The sequence below is a fragment of the Paraburkholderia sp. BL6665CI2N2 genome, assembly GCF_004366535.1.
Classification (GTDB): domain Bacteria; phylum Pseudomonadota; class Gammaproteobacteria; order Burkholderiales; family Burkholderiaceae; genus Paraburkholderia.
The window spans coordinates 1,770,018-1,793,010 of record NZ_SORC01000001.1 but is presented as its reverse complement, the minus strand read 5'-3'; the positions used below and the strand labels follow the sequence as shown (position 1 = coordinate 1,793,010).

23 protein-coding genes are annotated in these 22,993 nt (G+C 63.1%); 8 read left to right on the top strand and 15 right to left on the bottom strand.

Going from position 1 to position 22,993, the window contains the following annotated elements:
• The first annotated feature begins 79 nt into the window (after nucleotides 1-79).
• From B0G81_RS08040 to B0G81_RS08020, 5 genes are all read left to right on the top strand, one after another.
• Nucleotides 80-1,849 carry an iron ABC transporter permease gene (locus B0G81_RS08040; protein WP_134134248.1) on the top strand — a complete coding sequence of 590 codons (1,770 nt, stop codon included), beginning with the start codon at nucleotides 80-82 and terminating at the stop codon, nucleotides 1,847-1,849.
• Nucleotides 1,842-2,909 (top strand): ABC transporter ATP-binding protein, encoded by a 1,068-nt coding sequence (locus tag B0G81_RS08035; protein WP_134134244.1) that lies wholly within the window; start codon nucleotides 1,842-1,844, stop codon nucleotides 2,907-2,909. Before B0G81_RS08040 ends, B0G81_RS08035 begins: the two co-directional genes overlap by 8 nt.
• Nucleotides 2,910-2,961: 52 nt before the next feature.
• Nucleotides 2,962-4,041, top strand: coding sequence for a porin (locus tag B0G81_RS08030; RefSeq protein WP_134134241.1), 1,080 nt, complete (start codon nucleotides 2,962-2,964; stop codon nucleotides 4,039-4,041).
• Nucleotides 4,042-4,303: 262 nt separating this feature from the next.
• On the top strand, nucleotides 4,304-4,684 hold the full coding sequence (locus B0G81_RS08025) for a BPSL0067 family protein (protein WP_134134239.1): 381 nt from the start codon (nucleotides 4,304-4,306) through the stop codon (nucleotides 4,682-4,684).
• Entirely contained in the window at nucleotides 4,671-4,997 is a 327-nt protein-coding gene (locus B0G81_RS08020; RefSeq protein WP_134134236.1) for an STY0301 family protein, read from the top strand. The genes B0G81_RS08025 and B0G81_RS08020 overlap by 14 nt, the downstream gene beginning before the upstream one ends.
• 102 nt (nucleotides 4,998-5,099) lie before the next feature.
• Here the strand turns inward: B0G81_RS08020 and rhaS are convergent, their stop codons facing one another.
• From rhaS to rhaM, 6 genes are all read right to left on the bottom strand, one after another.
• Nucleotides 5,100-6,107, bottom strand: a complete 1,008-nt coding sequence (rhaS, locus tag B0G81_RS08015; RefSeq protein ID WP_134134234.1) for a rhamnose ABC transporter substrate-binding protein — start codon at nucleotides 6,105-6,107, stop codon at nucleotides 5,100-5,102.
• An 89-nt stretch (nucleotides 6,108-6,196) separates the two neighbouring features.
• Nucleotides 6,197-7,213 (bottom strand): ABC transporter permease, encoded by a 1,017-nt coding sequence (locus tag B0G81_RS08010; protein WP_134134232.1) that lies wholly within the window; start codon nucleotides 7,211-7,213, stop codon nucleotides 6,197-6,199.
• Entirely contained in the window at nucleotides 7,206-8,264 is a 1,059-nt protein-coding gene (locus B0G81_RS08005) for an ABC transporter permease (RefSeq protein WP_134134229.1), read from the bottom strand. Before B0G81_RS08005 ends, B0G81_RS08010 begins: the two co-directional genes overlap by 8 nt.
• Nucleotides 8,261-9,790, bottom strand: coding sequence for a sugar ABC transporter ATP-binding protein (locus tag B0G81_RS08000; protein WP_134134227.1), 1,530 nt, complete (start codon nucleotides 9,788-9,790; stop codon nucleotides 8,261-8,263). The genes B0G81_RS08005 and B0G81_RS08000 overlap by 4 nt, the downstream gene beginning before the upstream one ends.
• 15 nt (nucleotides 9,791-9,805) lie before the next feature.
• Nucleotides 9,806-10,699, bottom strand: a complete 894-nt coding sequence (locus B0G81_RS07995) for an amidohydrolase family protein (RefSeq protein WP_134134225.1) — start codon at nucleotides 10,697-10,699, stop codon at nucleotides 9,806-9,808.
• A gap of 58 nt (nucleotides 10,700-10,757) precedes the next feature.
• Nucleotides 10,758-11,081, bottom strand: coding sequence for an L-rhamnose mutarotase (gene rhaM / locus B0G81_RS07990; protein WP_134134222.1), 324 nt, complete (start codon nucleotides 11,079-11,081; stop codon nucleotides 10,758-10,760).
• Between the two features lie 138 nt (nucleotides 11,082-11,219).
• Here rhaM and B0G81_RS07985 point away from each other — a divergent pair, with 138 nt between their 5' ends.
• Nucleotides 11,220-12,221 (top strand): LysR family transcriptional regulator, encoded by a 1,002-nt coding sequence (locus tag B0G81_RS07985; protein ID WP_134134220.1) that lies wholly within the window; start codon nucleotides 11,220-11,222, stop codon nucleotides 12,219-12,221.
• A 16-nt stretch (nucleotides 12,222-12,237) separates the two neighbouring features.
• Here B0G81_RS07985 and B0G81_RS07980 read toward each other — a convergent pair whose 3' ends face one another.
• The 4 genes from B0G81_RS07980 to B0G81_RS07965 form a co-directional block, all read right to left on the bottom strand.
• Nucleotides 12,238-13,020 (bottom strand): SDR family NAD(P)-dependent oxidoreductase, encoded by a 783-nt coding sequence (locus tag B0G81_RS07980; protein ID WP_116145340.1) that lies wholly within the window; start codon nucleotides 13,018-13,020, stop codon nucleotides 12,238-12,240.
• Between the two features lie 45 nt (nucleotides 13,021-13,065).
• A complete protein-coding gene (rhmD, locus tag B0G81_RS07975) occupies nucleotides 13,066-14,244 on the bottom strand; it encodes an L-rhamnonate dehydratase (protein WP_134134217.1) in 1,179 nt (392 codons plus the stop codon).
• Between the two features lie 36 nt (nucleotides 14,245-14,280).
• Entirely contained in the window at nucleotides 14,281-15,609 is a 1,329-nt protein-coding gene (locus tag B0G81_RS07970; protein ID WP_134134213.1) for an MFS transporter, read from the bottom strand.
• A 95-nt stretch (nucleotides 15,610-15,704) separates the two neighbouring features.
• Nucleotides 15,705-16,457 (bottom strand): SDR family NAD(P)-dependent oxidoreductase, encoded by a 753-nt coding sequence (locus B0G81_RS07965; RefSeq protein WP_134134208.1) that lies wholly within the window; start codon nucleotides 16,455-16,457, stop codon nucleotides 15,705-15,707.
• Between the two features lie 405 nt (nucleotides 16,458-16,862).
• Between B0G81_RS07965 and B0G81_RS07960 the strand changes: the two genes are divergently transcribed.
• Nucleotides 16,863-17,072 carry a hypothetical protein gene (locus B0G81_RS07960; RefSeq protein WP_106277534.1) on the top strand — a complete coding sequence of 70 codons (210 nt, stop codon included), beginning with the start codon at nucleotides 16,863-16,865 and terminating at the stop codon, nucleotides 17,070-17,072.
• A 116-nt stretch (nucleotides 17,073-17,188) separates the two neighbouring features.
• The gene (locus tag B0G81_RS07955; RefSeq protein WP_134134204.1) at nucleotides 17,189-17,887 is read left to right on the top strand and encodes an SDR family NAD(P)-dependent oxidoreductase; all 699 of its coding nucleotides are present in this window, start codon (nucleotides 17,189-17,191) and stop codon (nucleotides 17,885-17,887) included.
• A 19-nt stretch (nucleotides 17,888-17,906) separates the two neighbouring features.
• Here B0G81_RS07955 and lhpH read toward each other — a convergent pair whose 3' ends face one another.
• The 5 genes from lhpH to B0G81_RS07930 all read right to left on the bottom strand — a co-directional run bounded on the left by lhpH (nucleotide 17,907) and on the right by B0G81_RS07930 (nucleotide 22,787).
• Nucleotides 17,907-18,914 carry a trans-3-hydroxy-L-proline dehydratase gene (lhpH, locus tag B0G81_RS07950; RefSeq protein ID WP_134134199.1) on the bottom strand — a complete coding sequence of 336 codons (1,008 nt, stop codon included), beginning with the start codon at nucleotides 18,912-18,914 and terminating at the stop codon, nucleotides 17,907-17,909.
• A 38-nt stretch (nucleotides 18,915-18,952) separates the two neighbouring features.
• A complete protein-coding gene (locus B0G81_RS07945; RefSeq protein ID WP_116120623.1) occupies nucleotides 18,953-20,074 on the bottom strand; it encodes a branched-chain amino acid ABC transporter substrate-binding protein in 1,122 nt (373 codons plus the stop codon).
• Between the two features lie 125 nt (nucleotides 20,075-20,199).
• A complete protein-coding gene (locus tag B0G81_RS07940; protein ID WP_116120622.1) occupies nucleotides 20,200-20,910 on the bottom strand; it encodes a lysophospholipid acyltransferase family protein in 711 nt (236 codons plus the stop codon).
• Between the two features lie 191 nt (nucleotides 20,911-21,101).
• On the bottom strand, nucleotides 21,102-21,473 hold the full coding sequence (locus B0G81_RS07935; protein ID WP_134134195.1) for a lysozyme inhibitor LprI family protein: 372 nt from the start codon (nucleotides 21,471-21,473) through the stop codon (nucleotides 21,102-21,104).
• A 66-nt stretch (nucleotides 21,474-21,539) separates the two neighbouring features.
• A complete protein-coding gene (locus B0G81_RS07930) occupies nucleotides 21,540-22,787 on the bottom strand; it encodes an MFS transporter (protein ID WP_134134191.1) in 1,248 nt (415 codons plus the stop codon).
• Between the last annotated feature and the right edge of the window lie 206 nt (nucleotides 22,788-22,993).

The window sequence follows — 22,993 nt, the reverse complement described above, 5'->3', positions numbered from 1 at the left end:
AGCGGCCGCGCTGACACGCGCGGCGGCCCTTCTTTCCAGACCTGTCGATATGCGGCCAGTGTGCCGCAGGGGGACCCTCATGCCTTCCACCAGCGCAACCGGACATCGCGCCGCGCTACCGCACGCGGCAAACGGCCGCTCCAACGGCGCGATACCGCCCGGCGCACTTCAGCCGTTCATGGGGCTGCTGCGCTGGCTCGTCATCGCGGTTCTAACCGTGGCGGTGGCGCTGCCGCTCGGCTTCATCCTGCTGCAGAGCGTGCTGAACGCACCGTTCTTCGACGCGAAGCGCGCCTTCGGCCTCAGCGGTTTCGAATTCATTTTCAGCGACCCGGACTTCTGGTCGGCACTGAAAAACTCATTTGTCATCGCAGCCGGAATGCTGTTCATCTCGATTCCGCTCGGCGGCATTCTCGCGTTCCTGATGGTGCGCACCGACCTGCCCGGCCGCCGCTGGCTCGAACCGCTGCTGCTCACGCCGGTGTTCGTCTCGCCGATGGTGCTCGCGTTCGGCTATGTGGTCGCGGCCGGCCCGGTCGGCTTTTATTCGGTCTGGTGGATGGAGCTGTTCGCCACCGCCGAAGCGCCGTGGACCGTCTACTCGGTGTTCGCCATCACGGTGATCGTCGGCCTCACGCATGTGCCGCACGTGTACCTGTATTCGTCGGCGGCGCTGCGTAATCTCGGCTCGGACGTCGAGGAAGCGGCGCGTGTCGCCGGCGCGCGGCCGTTTCGCGTCGCGCTCGACGTCAGCCTGCCGATGACGCTGCCCGCGCTGCTGTTCGCCGGCGTGCTGGTGTTCTTCCTCGGCTTCGAAGTGTTCGGCCTGCCGCTCGTGCTCGGCGATCCCGAAGGGCACCTCGTGCTGGCCACGTATCTCTACAAGCTCACCAACAAACTCGGCATTCCCTCGTATCACCTGATGGCCGCGGTCGCGATGTGCATCGTCGCGATCACGTTCCCGCTCGTGCTGCTGCAACGCCGGCTGCTGAAGAGTGCGAATCGATTCGTCACGGTCAAGGGCAAGGCGGGACGTCAGGCTGTACTGCCGCTCGGCGCGTGGCGCTGGATCGCACTCGCGATCGTCGCGCTGTGGCTGCTGCTGACGGTGTTCGTGCCGATCTCCGGCATCACGTTGCGCGCGTTCGTCACCAACTGGGGACAAGGCGTGCATCTCGGCGACGTTCTCACGCTCGCCAACTTCGCCGAACTGTTCGAGCAGGACACCCTGGTGCGCGCGATTCTGAACACGCTCGGCATCGGCGTGATCGGCGGTGCGCTGGCGGTGGGCTTCTATTCGCTGGTGGCATTTGCCGGCCATCGCCGCAACGACTGGGCCACGCGTCTGCTCGATTACCTCGTGCTGTTGCCGCGCGCGGTGCCGGGGCTGCTCGCCGGTCTCGCCTTCCTGTGGATCTTTCTCTTCGTGCCCGGCCTGAAGGAACTGAAGAACTCCATGTGGAGCATCTGGATCGCGTACACGGTCGTGTGGCTCGCCTACGGCATGCGTCTGATTCAGAGCGCGCTGTTGCAGGTCGGCCCCGAGCTCGAAGAAGCGGGACGCAGCGCTGGCGGCACGCGTGCACGCGTGAGTCTCGATGTGACGCTGCCGCTCGTGCGCTTCGGTTTGCTCGCGGCGTGGCTGCTGATCTTCATGATCTTCGAGCGCGAGTATTCGACCGCGGTCTATCTGCTTTCTCCCGGCACCGAAGTGATCGGCGCGCTGCTGGTGTCGCTGTGGGCGACCGGCGCGGTCGATCAGGTTGCGGCGCTTTCTGTCATCAACATCGCGATGGTCGGCGCCGGACTCGGCGTCGCGCTGCGCTTCGGAGTGAAATTGCATGGATAAGCTCAAGGTCGACAATCTCTTTCTCAGCTACGGCGACAACCCGATTCTCAACGGCGTGTCATTCGAGCTGAACCCCGGCGAGGTGGTCTGCCTGCTCGGCGCGTCGGGCAGCGGCAAGACCACGCTGCTGCGCGCGGTGGCCGGACTCGAACAACCGTCGGCGGGTCGCATCGAACTGGACGGCAAGGCGTTTTTCGACGACGCCACGCGTGTCGATCTGCCGGTCGAGCAGCGCTCGCTCGGACTCGTGTTCCAGTCGTACGCGCTGTGGCCGCATCGCACGGTGGCCGAGAACGTCGGCTATGGATTGAAACTGCGGCGCGTCGTCGGCGCCGAACAGAAAAGGCGCGTGCAAGCGGCGCTCGACCAGCTCGGCCTTGGCCACCTTGCCGCGCGTTATCCGTATCAGCTCTCAGGCGGTCAGCAACAGCGCGTGGCGGTCGCGCGGGCGCTCGTCTACAACCCGCCGGTGATTCTGCTCGACGAGCCGCTCTCCAATCTCGACGCCAAGCTGCGCGAAGAAGCGCGCGCGTGGTTGCGCGAACTGATCGTGTCATTGGGCCTTTCGGCGTTGTGCGTGACGCACGACCAGACCGAAGCGATGGCCATGTCCGATCGCATCCTTCTGCTGCGCAACGGCCGCATCGAACAGGAAGGCACGCCCGCCGAACTGTACGGCGCGCCCCGCTCGCTCTACACCGCCGAATTCATGGGCAGCAACAACCGCATCGAGGCATGCGTGGCCGCGGTTGAGGGCGACCGCGTGACGCTTGCCGGCGACGGCTGGGAACTGCAGGCGCAAGCGCGCGAAGCGCTGACCGCCGGACAGCAGGCGCATGCCGTGATTCGCCTCGAACGCGTGCAGGTCGCCGACGGTCCCGGTGCGAACCGGCTCGAAGCCGAACTCGTCACGTCGATGTATCTCGGCGACCGCTGGGAATACCTGTTCCATTGCGGCGGCTTGCGGCTGCGCGCCTTCGGCCACGTGCCGCGCGCGGCGGGCCGGCACTGGATCGAATTCCCCGCCAACGACTGCTGGGCGTTCGCACAGGCGAGTTGAGCGCGCGCCGCAACCGGACCGAAGCAAAAAAACCAACCGAAGGAGACGGGCGATGAACTTGAACATGAAGAAAGCGACTTTCAGCGTGACCTGCGCCGGATTCGCCGGTTTTGCCGCCGGGGGCGCGCAGGCGCAGTCGAGCGTGACCCTTTACGGTATCGTCGACGCGGGCATCGAATACGTGAACCATGCCAGCCCCGGCGGCAACGCCGTGCGTCTCGTGCCGGGCGCCCGGAACACCTCGCGCTGGGGTTTGCGCGGCGTCGAGGAACTCGGCGGCGGACTGAAGGCGCTGTTTCAGTTGGAGAGCGGCATCAACACCATGAACGGCCAGTTCGATGATGGCCCCGGTGCGATCTTCGCCCGCCGCGCATTCATCGGTCTGAAAAACCGTTTCGGGCAAGTCACGCTCGGCCGCAATTTCACCACCACGTTCGACTACGTCCTGCCGTTCGACCCGATGGGCTACGCGCCGAACTATTCGTGGGTTATCTCGTCGACCGCGACGGGCGGCCGGCGAGACCTCATATTCGTGCGTTCGTCCAACGCGGTGCGTTACGACGGCACCTTTTCCGGCTTCAAGTTCGGTGCAATGTATGGATTCGGCAACGTGCCCGGCAGCATGAAGACGAGTGCCAAATATGATTTCGGTCTCGGCTACGAAAACGGGCCGTTCGCCGCGGTGGTGACTTTCGACCGGCAGAACGGCGCAAGCGGCAGCGTCACGCCGGCGGACACCACTGACTACATTCAAGGCATGCACGCAGGTGTCAGCTATGACTTCGGCCAGGTCAAGGCGATGGCCGGCTATCGAAGCTACCGGCGCGCGTTCCACACCGCCGCGCCGGCGCTACGGAGCGACATGTACTGGATCGGCGGCCAGTACGAGGCAACGCCGATGCTCACGCTGACCGCCGCGATCTATCACCAGAACATCAAGGACGCGAGCGATGCCGATCCGACGCTGTTCTCGTTGCGCGCACAGTACGCCCTGTCGAAACGCACGTCGCTGTATCTGGCGGGTGGCTATGCGATGGCGAAGCACGGCAACTCGGTGAGTGTGTCGCGCGATCTGACCGGCACGGCGGATACGCAGGCAGGTGTCACCGCGGGTATTCAGCAGCGCTTCTGAAGCTTTCGCGCGCCAAAATTTGAACTGCGTTAATGTCCCGCGCGCTCCGTGCATGGTCGGCAAGCTGTCAGTTCCGTTAATGACGCAACGCGCCTGACGCTAGGTTTCCGACTTCTGCCACCTGCAAAGCGGAATTTTCCCCAATCAGTTATGGCTAACGCAATGCTACGTTTGATCCGTTCACCGCACCCGCCGTGAACGTGGGTCCACACAGGGAGGTGTGGACTCATGTCCAAACCACATGATTGAGAAAGGTTAAGGGATGTCTTACCTAGCAAACATGATTGAAGCAAATTCTCTAAAAGGACACCTTGTCGGCAACGGGCAATGTGTGGCATTCGTGCACGCTGTCGTTTCCGTTCCACCTTCCTCGTCGTGGCATCAGGGAGAGAAAGCAAGAACCGCGAATCTGATTAGTCCAGGAACGGTTATCGCGACATTCGACCCTAACGGCAGGTACGGAAACCACACTGACGGGCGCAGCCATGCAGCCATTTATCTCGGCCGCAACGCAGCCGGCATCCAGGTTCTGGATCAATGGAATGGGCATACGGCGCAGCCCGTCCACGAGCGAACCATCCGCTTCAGGAACGGACACGGAGTTAAAGCAAACGACGGGGATCAATTCTATGTGGTCGAGTAAAGCGCTTTGTGTGCTCCTCTATGCATGGGCAAGCGGCGCCGCGTTGGCAGCGCCGGTCGCTTGTCCGGTTAGCGTGCTCGATTCCGGCGTGCGGCATGCCCTGAACAACGCGGCTTTGTACGATGGTCCGCCGGACCAGATGGCGAGTCTTGCACCCCTACGCGCTGGCCGTGTGGATCGCTGGGACATCGACCAGATCGACCCCTATCTCGTCTGCAAATACAAAGGCACCGCAAAGACCATCACACTTCACGCAAAAAACGTGAATGTGTGTACAGCAGGCATGACGCCATTCAGGGCGCGTTGCAAATAAGAAGCACGAGACGCGTGAGCCATGCATCAGCCGCGCGCCTCGCGCGTCGTGCCTTGGCGATCACGTCAGCCGTGCGACCGCCGCGCGGCAAAGCATCGCCGCTCAGAAATTGAAGTTATCGATATTGCTCGAATCGAACGTGGTCGGCGGTCCGAGAATGATTTCGCCTTGCGGCCCGATGGTGCGTTTGCCGAGCTTGCCGGCCTCGAACGACTCGCCTTCCTTGCCGCTGATCGTGCCCGACGCCAGCGCTGCCGCGGCATACGCGGCCAGGTAGCCGAGTTGACCCGGATCCCACAACTGGAACGCCTTCACGGTGCCGTTTTTCACGAACGCGCGCATCTGGTTCGGCGTGCCGAGACCGGTCACCGCCACCTTGCCTTTACTCGACGAAGTCGAAATATAACGCGCGGCAGCCGCAATCCCCACCGTGGTCGGCGCGACGATCGCCTTCAGATTCGGATACGCCTGCAACAGGCCCTGCGTTTCCGTGAACGACTTCTGATCGTCGTCGTTACCGTAGGCGATCTTTACCAGTTTGATCTTCGAATACTCGGGCTTTTTCAGTTCCTCCTGCATCCACTTGATCCAGGTGTTCTGATTGGTTGCGTTGGGCGTGGCCGACAACACCGCAAACTCGCCTTCGCCGCCCATCAGCTTCGCGACCAATTGAACCTGGCCACGGCCGATGCCTTCGGCGTTCGCCTGATTGACGAACAGTTGACGGCCCTCGGGCGCCGTGTCCGAATCGAAGGTGACCACCTTGATGCCTTGCGACATCGCCTTCTTCAGATACGGCACCACCGCGTTGGCGTCGTTGGCGGCAATCACGATCGCGTCCTGCCGCTGCGTAATCAGCGTGTTGATGTATTGCACCTGCGACGAAGCGCCCGCGTCCGACGGCCCCACCGCCTTGCCCACGCCCTTGAACTCCTTGATCGCGGCCATGCCGCCATCGTCGGCAATCACCTCGTAGGGGTTGTTGATCTGCTTGGGCACGAATGCGATTTTCAGCCCGCTTTTCAGGTCCGCGGCGGACGCGGCACAACTGATCGCGAGCAACGCGGCGCACAGCGCCGCGCTGCCGGTGTGACGTAGAGGTTTGAACATGAAGTGTCTCCTGCCTTGTTGGACGTGGTGTTGTCCGGGTTATCGGTTGTTGGACTTTCTCTTTTCAGACACAGGCATTGCTAAGGGCGTTACAGGGAAGAAGCGGACCTGGCGATGAAACGCCGGTCGCGCGCCGCTCGCCAGCGGGCCACCAGATTCGGTATCAGTACCGAAGCCAGCAGCAGCACGCCGGTGACGATGGTGAGCGTTTCGCTGGATACGTCGTCGAGCGTGAGCGCATTTTTCAGCACGCCGATGATCAGCAGCGACAACAGCACGCCGATCATCGAACCGCGTCCGCCGAAAATACTCACGCCGCCGAACAGCACCGCCGCGATCACCGACAACTCGAACCCTTCGCCGTTGTCGCCGCGCGCGCTGGTAAAGCGCAGCGTATAGACGATGCCCGCCAGCGCGCTCATCGCGCCGGACAGCACGAACAGACGCAAGCGGATCCTGGCCACTTCGATGCCGGAGAACGCCGCCGCGGTTGGATTCGCGCCGATCGCGTAAAGACTGCGGCCGAATGCGGTGGACTGCAGCAGCACCGTGAACACAATCGCGCCGACGATCACGATGACAAACGGCAATGGAATGAAACTCCCGCCCAGCGTGTCCATGCCGAACGCCGTATAAGCGGGCGGAAAATCCGCCACCGCCTGATCGCCGAGCAACACGTAGGCGAGGCCGCGAAACAGCGCCAGCGTGCCGATCGTGACCGCGAGCGAAGGCAGATTGAGCTTGACGATCACGAGGCCGTTCAGCAAGCCGGCCAACGCGCCGGCAACCAGCACCAGCACGATCACGAGCGGCATCGGCAAGCCCATATGCCACAGCACGCCCATCAACGCGCTCGACGCGCCCAGCACCGACGCCACCGACAGATCGATTTCGGCGGCGACGATGATCAGCGTCATCGGCAGCGCCATCAACGCGATCTCGGTCAGATCGGCCAGCACGTTGCTCAGATTCGCCCCGGTCAGGAACACGGGCGACAGCATGCGCCCCAGCACGAGCGAGAGAATCAGCACGATCACCAGCAGCACGTCCCATTGCAGCGGCGTTTCGCGTTTGCGCGTGAGCAGCGCGGAATCGGGTTTAGCCATGATCGCGTTTCCTCATCATGCGTTTGGCGACGGAGCGGGCCAGCAAGGTATCGGCGGTAATCGCGGCGACGATCAGCGCGCCTTCGATGGCCTGCTCCCAGAACGGCGACACGTGCAGCACCACCAGCGCGATGCTGATCACGCCGAGCACGAGCGCGCCGAGCGTGGCGCCCAGTATCGTGCCGACGCCGCCGGTGATCGCCACGCTGCCCACCACGGCGGCGGCCACCACCTGCAACTCGATGCCCTTCGCCGTGCTCGCATCCACGGTGCCGAAGCGGGCCAGCCACAACGCGCCGGCGAAACCGGCAATCGCACCGGACAGCAGGAAGCCCGCCATCACGCGCCGTTCGACGTTCACGCCGGCGAGACGCGCGGCCTCCGGATTCGAGCCGATCGCGTAGTGTTCGCGGCCGCCGCGAAACTGCTTCAGATAGATGGCGAGGCCGATCAGCACGACGACCGCGATCAGCGCAAGCGTCGGGATGCCGAGCACGGTGCCGGTGGCAAGACGGGAAAACGCGTCGGGCAAACTGGTTGCGTTGATCTGTCCGCCGTGCACCCACGCGTAGTCGGCGCCGCGAAAAATGTACAGCGTGGACAGCGTCGCGACGAGCGATGGCACGCGCCCCACCGCGACGAGCAGCGCGTTGATGGTGCCCGCCACGAGACCGATTGCGAGCCCCGCCGCCAACGCGACAATCACCGGCATATGCGGAAACGCGACATACAGACTGCCGACCGCATACGCGCTGACGCCCACTGTCGAGCCGACCGACAGATCGATGTGGCGCATCAGGATCACGACAGTCATGCCGGCCGTCAGCAAGCTGATAATCGACACATTCAGCAGCACGTCGCGCAGATTCTGCAGATTCAGGAACTGCGGCTTCGCGAGCCCCGTGCCGACGATCAGCAGAACCAGCACGACGAAGAGCGTCGTCTCGCGGCTCTTCGCGATGCTCGCCGCAAAACCGCCCGGCGAACTCGCGGCGCGCTTCGGTACCGGCGCCTGCACCGGCGCGGGATGGGTTGAAGAATGGCGCATCATGCGGCGTGCCCCAGCGGTGGAATGGGTTGACCGAGTGCCGCGCCCATGATGCGCTCCTCGTCGGCGTCGGCGCGCGCTATATCCGCGCTGATACGCCCCTCGTGCATTACCAGCACGCGGTCGGCCATGCCGAGCACTTCCGGCAATTCACTCGAGATCATCAGCACCGCCATGCCGTCGCGCACCAGTTCAGCGAGCGCGCTGTACACCTCGGCCTTGGCGCCGACGTCGATGCCGCGCGTGGGTTCGTCGATGATCAGCACTTTGGGTCCGGTGGCCAGCCATTTGCCGAGCACGACCTTCTGCTGATTGCCGCCCGATAACGTGCCGACCGGCGCGTTGGGATCGCCCGCCTTCAGCCGCAGGCGCGTGCCCCATTTATTGGCGAGCTGCGTCTCGCTGCGCGTGGAGATGAGCCCGTGTTTGACGAGCCGGCCGAGCACCGTCATCGACGCATTGCGCGCGATGCTCAATTCCAGCGCGAGCCCTTGCTGGCGGCGATCCTCCGGCACGAGTGCGAGTCCGGCGCGCACGGCGGCCGCGGGCCGTCCCGCGGTGAGACGCTCGCCGGCGATCCGGATTTCGCCCGAGTCGAGCGGATCGATGCCGAAGATCGCCCGCGCGACTTCGCTGCGCCCCGCGCCGACCAGTCCGGCGAGCGCGACGATTTCGCCTGCGCGGACGTCGAAGGAAATGTCTTTGAATACGCCGATGCGCGTGAGGCCGCGCACCGACAGCCTTACCTCGCCGGGTGGCCGGTCGGCCTTGGGATAGAAGGTTTCCAGATCGCGCCCGACCATTTTGGCCACGATCGCTTCCGTGTCGAGATCGGCAGTCAAACCGTCGAAAACTTTGGCGCCGTCGCGCATGATCGTGACGCGTTGTGTCAGCGCGAATACTTCGTCGAGACGGTGAGTAATGAAAAGGATCGCCACGTCACGCTCGCGCAGCTTGCGCACGATGGTGAAAAGCCGCTCTACTTCCGGCAGCGACAGCGCGGCGGTCGGTTCGTCCATGATCAGCACGTTGGCGTTCAGCGACAACGCCTTGGCGATTTCGATCACCTGCTGATCGGCGATCGACAAACCGCGCACCAGTTGATCGGCGCGCAGATCGACACCGAGCGACGCCAGCAAGCCGTCCACCTCGCGGCGCATCGCGTCGTAACGAATCCGGCCAATGCGATCGACCGGCTGCCGTCCCATGAAAATGTTCTCCGCGATCGACAGGTCGAAGAACAGCGTGGGTTCCTGATAGATGACCGCGAGCCCGGCGTCGCGTGCCTCGGCGGGCGTCGCGAAGCGGCGTGCTTCGCCGTCCACCAGCAGTTCGCCGGTGTCCGGCTGATGCACGCCCGCCAGAATCTTCACGACCGTGGACTTGCCCGCGCCGTTCTCGCCGAGCAAGGCATGCACCTCGCCCGGCCAGAGCGCGAGATCGCCGTCGGATAGCGCGCGAACCCGCCCGAATGATTTACTCGCATGCCGCAATTCGAGCCTCGGCACAGCGGATGTGGGTTGCTGCACTGCGTGTCTCCTTCTTTAAATGCGGTAGCAACGTTCCGCGTTGCGGCAAAACAATGCTTCTTTTTCGGCGACGCTCGCGCCCTCCACGATCGATGCATACGCATGCCACAGATCCGCGTAAGAGCCGAACAGCCGGTCGACTGGAAAGTTCGAGGCGAACATCGCGCGCCCGACACCGAACGTGTCGATCGTTTCGAGTACATACGGCCGCAGGCTTTCAACCGTCCACTGGTGATCGAACATGGCGAGTCCGCTGATCTTCACGGCGACATTCGGGCAGTCCGCGAGCAAGCGCATGCCTTCGCGCCAGGCGCGATAACCGGCCACGCTGCTGCGGTCGACGAACATACCCGCGTGATTGATGACGAACTGCGTGTCGCCATGCGCGCGCGCCAGCGCTGCCGCCTCTTCCATCTGCGACGGATACAGTTGCAGATCGAACGACAGGCCGTAGCGGCGCAGCAGCGCGAAGTGCTCGCGCCATTGCGGCTCGCGCATGAAATGACGGCCGACGTAATCGAACAGCTTGTTTTCATGCACGTTCAGAATCTGGCGGATGCCACGCGTGTTGGCAAACGACGCATGCGCTTCGAGCACGGCCGGCGCATTCGGCGCGGACAGATCCACCGCGGCGACGATCGCGTTCGGCATGCCGCGCGATGCCTTGCGATCGGCAATGGACTGCAACCAGCGTGTCTCTTCGACCGGATCGGCGGGATCGTGATTCGCTTCGACGTGCACGAGCTTCAGCACGTCGATGTCCCCCGCATCGCCCAACAGATCGTCGAGCAGGTAGTCGTGCTTCAGTTCACGCGCGTCGCCCACGAACGACACGCCCGGGTTTTCCAGCCACGGATAGCGATGCGTTTTCAGATCCCACAAATGAATATGCGAATCGACCACCTGCATGCGACATCCTCCGTCCGGTCAAAATCGTTTTCGAGGTTTGAGATCCGGTCGGCTCGGATCAGCTCAGCGAGTTCAAATGGAAGACCGGTTCGAGCGGCTGCTGCAGCGGCGTGTGATCCGGGGCCGTGTGCATGATGTCGGCCATGTAATCCCACCATTTGCGCATCACGTCGAGTTGCGGCAGTTCGTCCATGGTGTGGTGACTGTTTCGCGTCAGAATGGCGAACAGGTGATTCGACTCCGGATCGAAGAAAATCCGGTAGTCGCGCACGCCGGCGTCGTGCAATGCGTCAACCAGTTCAGGCCAGATTTGCGCATGACGGCGTTCGTATTCCTCGCGCATGCCGGGGTTGAGCACCATCCGGAAAGCGATTGTCTCCATTGCGGCCTGTCTCCCGTCGTATCCGGGCGCTTTTCCAGCGAAACGTGGAAGCGTCTGATACGACTATAATTCCTGCGTCGATAGCATCTCAATCCGAAGTTGGGATTGGGCGATCCACAAACCGAATCGCACCGCCCCATGAGCCAACCCTCAGCAACCGTCGCACTCGTCAATCGGCTCAAGTTCAAGCACCTCGCGCTGCTCGTCGCGCTTGACGACGCGCGCAATCTCCATCAGGCCGCCGAGGCCGTCAACGTGGCCCAGCCGAGCGCGAGCCGCATGCTCGGCGATATCGAAGAAGCGTTCGGCTTTCTGCTGTTCGAGCGCAACGCGCGCGGCATGACGCCCACGCCGCTCGGCGTCGTCACGCTCGCTTACGCGCGGCGCGCGCTGGCCGAGCTGACCCGTTTCGCCGAAGACCTCGACGTGAAGCGCCGCGGCGGTCATGGGCAATTGACGGTCGGCGCGATCATGGGCGCCGCGCCCGATCTGCTCGCCATGGCGGTCGCCGCGCTGAAAACGGAAAGTCCGCTGCTGAACGTGCGCATTCTCGGCGAAACCAGCGACCAGGTCGTGCAATTGCTGCATCGCCGCGAAGTCGATCTGGCGCTTGGGCGACTGACAAGTCCCCTGCAACACAACGATTTCAGTTTCGAGCCGCTCGCGCGCGAGACCTTGTTGCTGGTCGTGCGCGCGGTGCATCCGCTCGCGCAGCGCGCGCGCCTCAGCTTGCGTGAACTGATCGACTGGCCGTGGGTGGCGCAGCCCGTCACCAGTCCGGCGCGCGTGCTGTTCGAAGAGGAACTTGCGCGTGCGGGACTCGCCACGCCGGTGAATCTGACCGAATGCGCGTCGATCTTCGCCACGCTGCAATTGCTCGAGAATTACGATGCGGTGGCGATGCTGCCCGAGTCGGTGGTGCGCGATCATTTGCGCGGCAAATTGCTCGTCGCATTGCCGCTCGAAATCGGCAAGTCGCTCTCCGGTTTCGGCATTCTCACGCGCAAGGAAGAACCGCTCGCTGAACCGGCGTTGCGTTTCATCGACCTGTTGCGCGGTTTCTCGCGCAAGCTCAAGCCCGATGACACCACGGCGGCCGCTGCCGACTCCGTGATCGTCTCCTCGGCTCCCGTGAACTGAGATCGGCATCGGCGCGTTACTGCAGGTTGACGAAGAGACCGCCGTCCACCAGCAACGCCGCGCCCGTCACATAGCGTGCGCGGTCGGAAGCGAGGAACGTCACGCAATCGGCGACATCTTCCGGGCGGCCCAGTCTGCCAAGCGGAATGCGCTTTTCGAAGTAGGCTTTTTTGGCTTCGTCGGCGAGGTCTTCCGCATTCAGGTCGGTTGCGATGGTGCCCGGCATCACCGAGTTGCAGCGAATGCCGAACGGTCCCAAAGCCACCGCGCAGGATTGCATCAGCGAATGCACGCCGGCCTTGGTCGGCGTGTAATGCGTTTGCATGCCGCCACCCACCAGCGCGCTGATCGAACTCGTCGCCACGATCGCGCCGCCGGTGCCCTGCAGCTTCATCTGTTGCGCGGCGGCTTGCGTGACATAGAACGCGCCGTTCAGATTGACCGCCACCGTGGACTCCAGCACTTCCGGCGGCATGTCGAGAAACGCGTGGAACGGACAGATGCCGGCGTTGCTGGCCAGTACGTCGACCTTGCCAAACGCTTCGACCGTATGACGCACCAGTTGCTGACCGGTTTCGCGCGCGGCGACGTTGCCCTCGATCGCAATTACTCGCCGCCCCAGCGCCTCGATTTCGCCAACCACTTCCGCGACGGCGGAACGGCGTCCATACGATGCGTCGTTATCGCCCCAGTAGTTGATCGCCACGTCCGCGCCTTCGCGTGCGCATGCAACCGCTATTGCGCGGCCAATGCCACGCGAGCCGCCGGTGACGATCACGGCCTTGTCCTTGAGCAGCACGTCATTCTCCTTTTATGCTTCCACCTTGCGACGGGTTACGCGCAATCACCGCGGATAAGGCCGCACCAACGCGCATTCCGGATTCAGCCGCACGCCGAATCCCGGTGTGTCCGGCACCTTCATGCGCCCATTGACCGGCACCGGTTCGTCGAGCAGCAGCGGTGTGAACATCGGCACGACCTCGTCGGCCTTCGGCGCCATCATCAGAAATTCGGCGAATGGGGAGTTATGCCGCGTGACCACGAAGTGATAGCTATACACCGACGAACCGTGCGGCACCACCATCACATTGTGCGCGTCGGCGAGCGCGGAGATCTTGATCAATTCGGTAATGCCGCCGCACCAGCCGACATCCGGCTGAATCAGATCGCAGCATTGCATCTCCAGCAGCATGCGAAAGCCCCAGCGTGTCGCTTCGTGTTCGCCGGTCGACACCATCATGCCGCGTGGCACGTTGCGGCGCAGTTCGGCGTAACCCCAGTAGTCGTCGGGCGGCAGGCATTCTTCGATCCATTTCAGGCCGTATTCGTGCGCCGCCTGCGCGAGCCGTGTGGCATACGGCACGTCGAGGCTCATCCAGCAGTCGTACATCAGCCAGAAGTCGTCGCCGACGCGGCTGCGCATGTCCGCGAGTTTCTCCAGATTCTGCTTGAGGCCCGCTTCGCCTTCAGCCGGACCATGCTGCAACGGCAGCTTGCCGCCGATGAAGCCCATCTCCTTCGCGAGATCGGGCCGCGCGCCGGTTGCATAGAACACGAGCTCGTCGCGCACCGGCCCTCCCAATAGCTGATACACCGGCTCCTTGCGCACCTTCGCGAGCAGATCCCACAACGCGAGATCGACGCACGAGATCGTATTCAGCACCACGCCTTTGCGGCCGTAGTACAACGTGGAGAAGTACATTTGATCCCACATCTTCTCGATGTCGGTCACGAGTTGGCCTTCGAGAAAACGCGCGAGATGTTTCTCGACGATAAACGCGCCGATCTCGCCGCCCGTCGTCACCGCGAAACCGACGGTGCCGTCGCTTGCTTCGATCTCCACCACGAGCGTGCCCAGCACATTGATACCAAACGACTGGCGGCTCTGGCGATACTCCGGATAACGCGCCATCGGCGTGGAAATGTGATCGTCGATCCAGTGTCCGCCGGGTTGGTCGTGATAATCCGCGCCGCCGCCGCGGACAATGAAGGCACGCACGTGCCGGATGGTAGGCATGGCCATGAATGGGGCTCCGTTATGAGTGCGTCGAGCGCGCGCCTAGCGGGCGCGATGCAGTAAGGTTTCGAAAGTGGTGTGCGGCTGCGCCGGATCGCGGCGCAACAGCGTGCCGATCAGCAGCGCGGCGAGCAGACTCGACACGCCCAGCACGACCAGTCCCGCCGACGTCGACGAAAACGCGCGTTCCGCCGCGGTGCGCAAGCTCGGTGCGATGAAGCCGCCGAGTCCACCGAGCGAATTGATCAAGGCGATGCCGCCCGCTGCGGCGGCGCCTGTGAGGTAACGCGTGGGAAAGGTCCAGAAGAGCGGCTGCGCCGCGATGAAACCGCTCGCCGCGCAACACAGCGCGAGCAGGCCGAACAGCGGGCTATGCACCAGTCCCGACACACCGATGCCGAGCCCGGCGACGATCAGCAACAGCACCGCCCAACGCCGATGCTCACCCGTGCGATCCGCGCGCCGCGGCACATACCAGGTCACGGCCAGCGCGCACAGCCACGGCAACGCGGCGACGAGCCCCACCCGCAAACCGACCGTCGCGCCGAGGAAGGCCGCCACCTGTTGCGGCAGATAGAAAATCACGCCGTACACGCTCATCTGGATCAGCAGATAGATCGCCGACAGCAGCAACACGCGACGATCCACCAGCGCGGCGAGAATGCGATGCGGACCGTGCGCGGACGCGAGCAGCGCATCGTCGTCGAGCGCCGCGCGCAAGCTCGCGCGCTCTTGGGGATCGAGCCAGCGCGCGTCTTCGGGACGATTGTCGAGATACCAGAAGGCCCACACGCCCACCACCGAAGCCAGCCCGCCTTCCACCAGAAAGAGCCATTGCCAGCCGGTCAGGCCAAGTGCGCCGTGCAATTCGAGCAGCGAACCCGACAATGGGCTGCCGAAAATAAACGCCAGCGGCGCACCGAAATAAAACACGCCCACCGCGCGCCCCCGGGCCGATTGCGGAAACCAGTGCGTGAGGTAATAGATCACGCCGGGAAAGAAACCGGCCTCGGCGACGCCGAGCAGAAACCGCAGCGTATAGAACGCGGTGGGCGTATGCGCGAGGCACATGGCCGCCGATACGAGCCCCCATGTCACCATAATGCGGCACATCCACGCACGCGCGCCGACCCGATGCAGCAGCAGATTGCTCGGGACTTCGAACAATGCATAGCCGACGAAAAACACGCCCGCACCGAACGCAAACGCCGCATTCGACAAACCCGTATCGTGCTGCAAGGCCTTTTGCGCGAAACCGATATTGGCGCGATCGAGAAACGCCAGCACGTACATCAGCAGCAGAAAAGGCAGCAGCCGTCGCATGACCTTGCTGTTGATCGCTTCGAGTGAAACGGGCGCATGCGTTTTCATGTCGTCTCCTTCGCAGAGCGCGCGATCCGCGGCGCTGCGTTTTCTTATCGTGTGTACCGTTGCCGAGTTCAGGCGTGCGTCACGCCTCCGGCGCCTCAGTACGTTGCGCGCCCGCCGGACAGATCGAATACCGAACCGGTGCTGAACGCACAGTCCTCGGACGAGAGCCACAGGATCAGCGACGCCGCTTCTTCGGGCATCAGAAAGCGGTTCATCGGAATCTTCGAGAGCATGTAGTCGATGTGCTGCTGCGACATCGAGTCGAAGATTTCGGTTTTGGCCGCGGCCGGCGTGACGGCATTGACGAGAATGTTTTTCGTCGCGAGCTCTTTGCCGAGGGATTTGGTCAGGCCGATAAGGCCTGCCTTGGAGGCGCTGTAATGCGAGGCGTTCGGGTTGCCTTCCTTGCCGGCCACCGACGCGATATTGACGATCCGGCCATAGCCCTGCTTGAGCATTTGCGGCACGACCGCACGGCAGGTGAGGTACGGGCCGATCAGGTTGACGTCGATCACGCGGCGCCAGAGGTCGGGTTCCAGCTCCCACGTGGTGCCGTTGCCGCCGGTGATGCCGGCGCAATTGATCAGCACGTCGATCGCGCCATGATCGGCGACGGTTTGCGCCACGGCCTGCGCGACGGCGGCTTCCTGCGTGAGATCGACTGAGACCGCCGTGACTTTGCCCAGTTCGCTAAGCTCACGCTGGCTGCGTGCGAGGCGTTCGGCGTCCACGTCCCATAGCGCGACCGACGCGCCCGAGTTCAGCGCCCGTTGCGCCACCGCGTAGCCGATGCCGCGCGCGCCGCCGGTAATGGCGACTACGCGCCCCTCCAGATCGATTCGATTCATCGCTGTGCTCCTGTGGCTGGCCTGAGCGGCTCGCCATTGTGTTGTTGTGTGCCGGCTGGTTGTGGTGTCAGTGCCGCTGGTGCGCTTGCACTGACGGTTCAGCCAATATACGAGCCGTGCGATGCGCTAACAATTCGAGTATTGGAGGAGGTGATAACAAAAGTGGATCGAAAGAGACTGTGAATGTGTTGTCTGCAATGCCATGCTGGTGCAGCGCATTTGCGCTCAAACGCTTCAAAGACGCCCCGTTCAACCCCTTTTACTTTATTTTTTTTGCGCTTGCACAACCGCTCCGTCGCGTTCGATACTGGTTTAACCCGGCTTCTCTGCTGCGGGTGCATCAGTCATCGCCTGCCCCATGCGGGCTCCTCATCTGAACGATGGATGCGAACGTCAGGAGGCGCCATGGAAGTCTGCGATGGATGCTCCGATATCGACGGCCTGCCAGTCGATGTGCAACGACAGGAAAACCTCACGCTAATCGGTGTCGCGGAGTGCAATGGCACGCTCGTGCTTGAGCACTATCGCTGCGACAAATGCCGGGCCGTGATCGCCAGACAATTCACGGGCGACTCCCACGAACGGATCTGGAGCGTCATCGAAACGGCTCATTGAGCCATCGGCTCGGCCATCCTCAACGTCAGTGCAATTCACGGCGAGCGCCTACAATCAGCAAGGCATGACGCGGCGCACCCACGCCGCGACGCGTCCCTGTTGATTCCGGAGGAACCATGAGTCGAACTGAGACTGCATTGATTGTCGGCGCGGGCAAGGGCTTGAGCGCCTCGCTCGCGCGCCTGTTCGCGGCGGAGGGCATGCAGGTCGCGCTCGCCGCCCGCGACACCGGCAAGCTGACGGAGCTGGTCGACGAGACGGGCGCCCTGCCCGTGGCTTGCGACGCCAGTCAACCGGACCAGGTCACTGCCCTCTTCGAGCGCGTGGAGAAAGCATTCGGCGCTCCCGATCTCGTGGTCTACAACGCGAGCGGCCGCTATCGCGCGCCACTCGAAACCATCGAGCCACAGAAGCTCGAAGACGCCTTCAAGATCACCGCCCTCGGCGGCTTTCTCGTCGCCCAGGCCGCGGCGGTGCGCATGTTGGCGCGCGGCCACGGCACCGTCCTGCTAACCGGCGCAACGGCCAGCGTGAAAGGACTGCCCGGCTCGACACCGTTCGCCATGGGCAAATTCGCGCTACGAGGCATGGCCCAATGCATGGCGCGCGAGCTCGCGCCGAAGAATATTCACGTCGCGCATTTCGTGATCGACGGCGGCATTGCCAGCGCTGCAAGAAGTTGGGAAGACGGCGACGCCGACGACAAATGGCTGGACCCCGACGCGATTGCCAGGGAATATCTTCACATTCATCGTCAGCACCGCAGCGCGTGGACGTGGGAAGTCGAACTCCGCCCGTGGGTCGAGCGGTTCTAGGCGCCGTGGCTCGTCCGGCCTACCGAACGAGAAACCCGTAGGTGAGCGGATCCCGCTCGTCGATTATCCAGGTCGCGAAGCCGCAGACAAAAGCATTGCCTTCGACTTCCGGAATGACGGCCTTGAAATCACCCACCGTTGTTTCGCTCAAGACGCGCCCTTTGAACACGGTGCCGATAATGGACTCGTTCACCAGGGTGTCGTCCTTGCCCAGTTTCCCACGCAAATAAAGCTGCGCGACGCGGCCTCCCGTTCCGGAGCCGGTCGGCGAACGGTCCACCTCACGATCGGCGAACACGCAGCAGTTGGCTTGCGTCGACCCCTCATGCCGCGGCGCATTCGCGATGATGGTGCCGTAGATGTGGTTGATCTCGGGAATGTAGGGATGCTCGACAGGAAACGCCTTATTGGCCGCCTGCTTGACTTCAGCGCCGAAGCGGATGAGTTCTTCCACCGACGACTCCCGCACCGCGAGACCATGCGGCTCGCCGTCGGTGTAGAAGTAGAACGCGCCGCCGAACGCGATATCGCCCGTCACCGAGCCGAACGACGGCGTCTCGACGGTCACGTCCTGCTTCCAGATAAACGACGGCACGTTGACGAAGCGAACGTTGCCGGCGTGCTCGCCATCCCACTTCACGAATGCTTCGATGAACCCGCACGGCGCGTCGATGCCGACGCGCGTTTCGGGTACTTCACGCTGAACCCAACCCAGTTCGACCGCCGCCGTCGAGAGCGCGATGACACCGTGGCCGCAATGGTCGCTATACCCTTCGTTGTGAAGGAAGATGATGCCGAAGTCGGCATTGGGGCTGACCGGTTCCGTCAGATACCCGCCGTACATATCGGCATGCCCGCGCGGTTCGAACATCAAGGCCCGGCGGATATCGTCGGCGTTTTCCTTCAGCCATGCGCGCCGCTTCACGATCGTGTCGCCGGGCAAACGCGGCAAACCGCTGGTGACAATGCGAAATGCCTCGCCGCCCGTGTGAACTTCAACGGTCTGGATGGTGCGTGAAATTTTCATGTCTGCGTCGTGAAGTGGATGGACCAAGCCGTCTGCCGTTACTGACCGTAAGGCGTCGGCAAGCCGTTCTTGATGACGTACACGGTAGTCGGCGCGCCCTTCAGGTCGCCGTACTCGTCGAACGAATAGGTGCCCGCGACGCCTTTATAGTTTTCCTTCGCGAGTTGGGCGGTCAGCTTGGCCTTGTCCGTGGTCGTGCCCGCCTTCACCATCGCGTCGGCCAGCAACTTGACGCCGTCGTAATAGCTCACGGCGTAGACCTGCGTATCGATGTTGTAGGCCGCCTTGTACTTCTGCAGGAACTCGCGTCCGGCCGCGGTTTTCTCCAGCGCAATGCCGCCCTGTGCGCAATAGACGATCGAGGCCGCGTCGCCCGCCACCTTGCCCATGTCGGCCGAGCAGATGCCGTCGCCGCCGAGCAGCTTCGCCCGGAGTCCGCGCTGGCGCATCTGTTTAGCCATCGGCGCGCCCTGCGCTGCGTAGCCACCGAAGAAAATCACGTCGGGATTTTTGGCCTTGATGGTCGTCAGAATGCCGAGGAAATCCGTTGCCGACGAGTTGGTGAACTCCTGCTGGATAATCTGGATGCCGTTCGCTTTGGCAACCTTCACGAACTGCTCGGCGACGCCCTGACCATACGCCGTGCGGTCGTCGATGACAGCGGCCGTTTTGGCCTTCAACGTCTTGGCGGCGAACTGCCCCATCGTGCCGCCCAGTTGCTCATCGCTCGCGCCGATCCGGAAAATGTTCTTGAAGCCCTGCTTCGTCAGCGCCGGGTTCGACGCGACCGGCAGCATCGGTACATTGCCGGTGTTGTAGACGCGCGATGCCGGGATCGCCACGCCCGAGTTATACGGTCCGACCACGGCGAGCACGCCGCTGTCGACCAGTTTCTGCGCGACTTGCACGCCGATTTTCGGGTCCGCCTGGTCGTCTTGCGAGTCCAGTTTAAAGGTGACCTTCTGACCCGCGACGGTGACGCCCGACTTGTTCAGTTCGTCGATGGCGAGCCGTGCGCCGTTCTCGTTGTCCTTGCCGTTCGGCGCCTGCGGACCGGTGAGCGGCGCCGAATGACCGATGGTGACGACCACCTGGGCACTCGCGGACAGGGTGAAACCAGCGGCCATCAATGCGGCCGCAGTCATTGCAAGACATCGCATACAGGACTCCGATTGGACTAGGGAGCAATCACCATATGCTCAAATGGGTTCCAGTTCAATCGAGCGGTACGCCAGGCTAGGGCACCGCAAACGATCCGCCGTGCCGCATGCGGGCTCGACCATCGTCAAAGCCGCAGCAGTTCGTTTTTCATCCACTCGTGGACCGCGTGACTCAGTTCCTGCTGTGTCATGTCCTGCGGAGACAGCGGCGGCCCGACCACCACGCGGATATGCCCGCGGCCCTCCGGCCAGCCTTTTGTCGGCCAGACCTTGCCCGCGTTCAGGACCACGGGAACGGCCGGCACGCCGGTCGCGCACGCCAGCCGAACGCCGCCGGACGTCATCCGCAACGGCGCATCGTGCGCGACCCGGGTGCCTTCCGGGAAAATGACGACGACATCGCCCTTGGCCAGCCGCTCCGCGCTTTCCTTCGTCACAGCCTGGTGAGCCTGCCGAGCGGAGCCGCGGTTCAGGCTGACCATATCGAGGCCACGCAACACCCAGCCGAAGAAGGGGATGCGCAGAAGCTCTTCCTTGAACACGAAACTGACGCGGCGCGGAAAAATCGCGAGAAACGCGAGCGTTTCCCACGTCGATTCATGACGCGAGAGGATGATCGCCGGACCGTCGGGCAGGTTGTCGAGCCCGTCTATCGAACATGAAACGCCGGGTAGCCAACGCATGACGAAGACCAGTGCGCGACACCATTGCCTCGCCAGCCAGTACCGGCCGGCCCGTCCGACGAAGGGAAACAGCAGCAGGATGATGATCGAATACAGCGTACCGCTACCGAGGAGGTAGACGATAAAAAGCCATTTGGTGAAAGTTGAGCGCATCGGGACCTGAATCGGGGGATAAGCAGCGGAAGATTTTCATGGTAACGCGTTGAGACGGCGACGTGAGCGATACGTTCGGTCGCGCGCGGAAGAGGCGCGCCTGGCTTTTCCGCTGCTCACTGACGGATCGAATTCGGCTTGCCTTCGCGGCTCTTTATTCCGCACCCGTTTCTGGGACACACGCAGCGCACTTAGAACGGTCCGCGCCTCGCGAGGTTCGCGTACTCGTCCTTGAGCGTTCCGATGCGCCGGCGGTACGCGTTGAGCAAGCACGACTGATTAGCGCCGCAGGCTTTTCTGGACTTCAGCCAAGCCTGCTGCTCGTCCTGCATGTTGCCCCGCGCGCCCATCGCAACCAGGCCCGTCAGCATCTGGTAACGCACGGCCATTTCGACGTCCATCTCACTCAGTTGCCGTGACGCGCAGATGGCCTTTTCATCCGGCAATCGCGCCCGGCCGCAGTCGAAGCTGGCCGCGAATGCGGAAGCGGAACCGAGCGTGACCGTTGCGAACAGCGCCCACCGCAAGTGGCGTTTGATAGCTTGATTGCGTTGTCGATTCATCACGCTTCTGCGTTCTGGTTGAATTACCGTGAGTACGGTCTGAACAGCTAAACCGATACCCGACAGTTATTCCGTACACGCCGGGCAAGCCACCGCTTTATCGGCGACCTTCTGTTCGCCGCGGCCGAAGCTCGCCAGCGCGGCAAGCCCCAGCAACGCGAGGCCGCTACCGAGCAGAAAGTCGGCGGAAATCCCCACATGGTCGACCACCACGCCGCCCACCAGCGACCCCAATGCAATCGCAACCTGAATGATGCTCACGAACAATGCCGAGCCGGCTTCGGGCGAATCCGGCGTGGCGCGTTGAATCCAGATGCTGAAACACAGCGGCAAGGCGCCGAAGGAAACGCCCCACGCAAGCACCAGTGCGACGACGCCGATCGTCGAATGCTGGAGTAGCGGCAGCAACACCAAGGCGAACATCAACAGCGAAACCATCGCGCCGACCGACACCTTCAGGTTGCGCGTCACCGTCGACGAAACCGCGAAGTTCGAGAAGAACCCGATAATGCCGAAGCCAAGCAGCAGCCATGTGATCGTCGACATGTCCAGATTTGCGTTATGCAGCAGGAAAGGCGTGATGTACGTGTACGAGGAAAAATGCGCGCCGAAAGCGAGCGCGACCATCAGCATGCTGCGGCGTGGATGCGGCCGGCGCAGCAGCGCCACCAGATCGCGCAGACGCAGCGCGGCGGTCGACGGCAGGGACGGCACGAAGAAGAACTGCGCGACCAGCGCCACCGCGACCAGCACGCCGGTCGCCATGAACGACACGCGCCATGATGCGAAGCTCGCGATGAACGTGCCGAGCGGCACGCCGATCACCGTTGCGCACGTCACGCCGGTGAGAATCGTGGCCATGGCGCGCGCAGAATCCTTGGGCTTCACGAGCCGCCCAGAGGCTGCCGTGGCGAGCGTCCAGAATCCGCCCAGCGCGGCGCCGAGCAGCGCGCGCCCGAGCAGCATGCAGAGAAAATTCGGCGCAAAAGCGGAGATCAGATTCGACGCCAGCAGCAGAGCCGTCAGCAAAAGAAACACGCGCCGGCGATCCATGCGCCCCGCCACCAGCATCAGACCCGGCGCTGAAATGGCGGCGATGACGCCGGGGACGGTGACCATCAGGCCGGCGGTGCCGGGCAACACGCCCAGATCCGCGGCGACGCGCGGCAGCAGTCCGACCGGCAGAAACTCCGTCGTCACGAAAGCGAAAGCGCCGATGGCGACAGCCATGACAGCCAGCCATGAACGCAGGGACGACGATGCGCCATCGTCCAGCGAGGCCGTGCTCGCCGGCAGATTGTCTTCGATCAACATAGTATTGTTCGCGAGTGTATTAACAACGGGTGAGATTGGAGCGGCCGCACCGCGCTAATCCATTCGCAAAGCGCCCGGCACGATTAAAAAAGCAGGCCATATGGGCCTGCTTGCCGGAAGTGACGCGATTGCAATCTGGAGAATCAGCGGGTGAAAACCCGAATAGACCACACCATAACATCGTATTAACTCGCTCGCTGACCGCT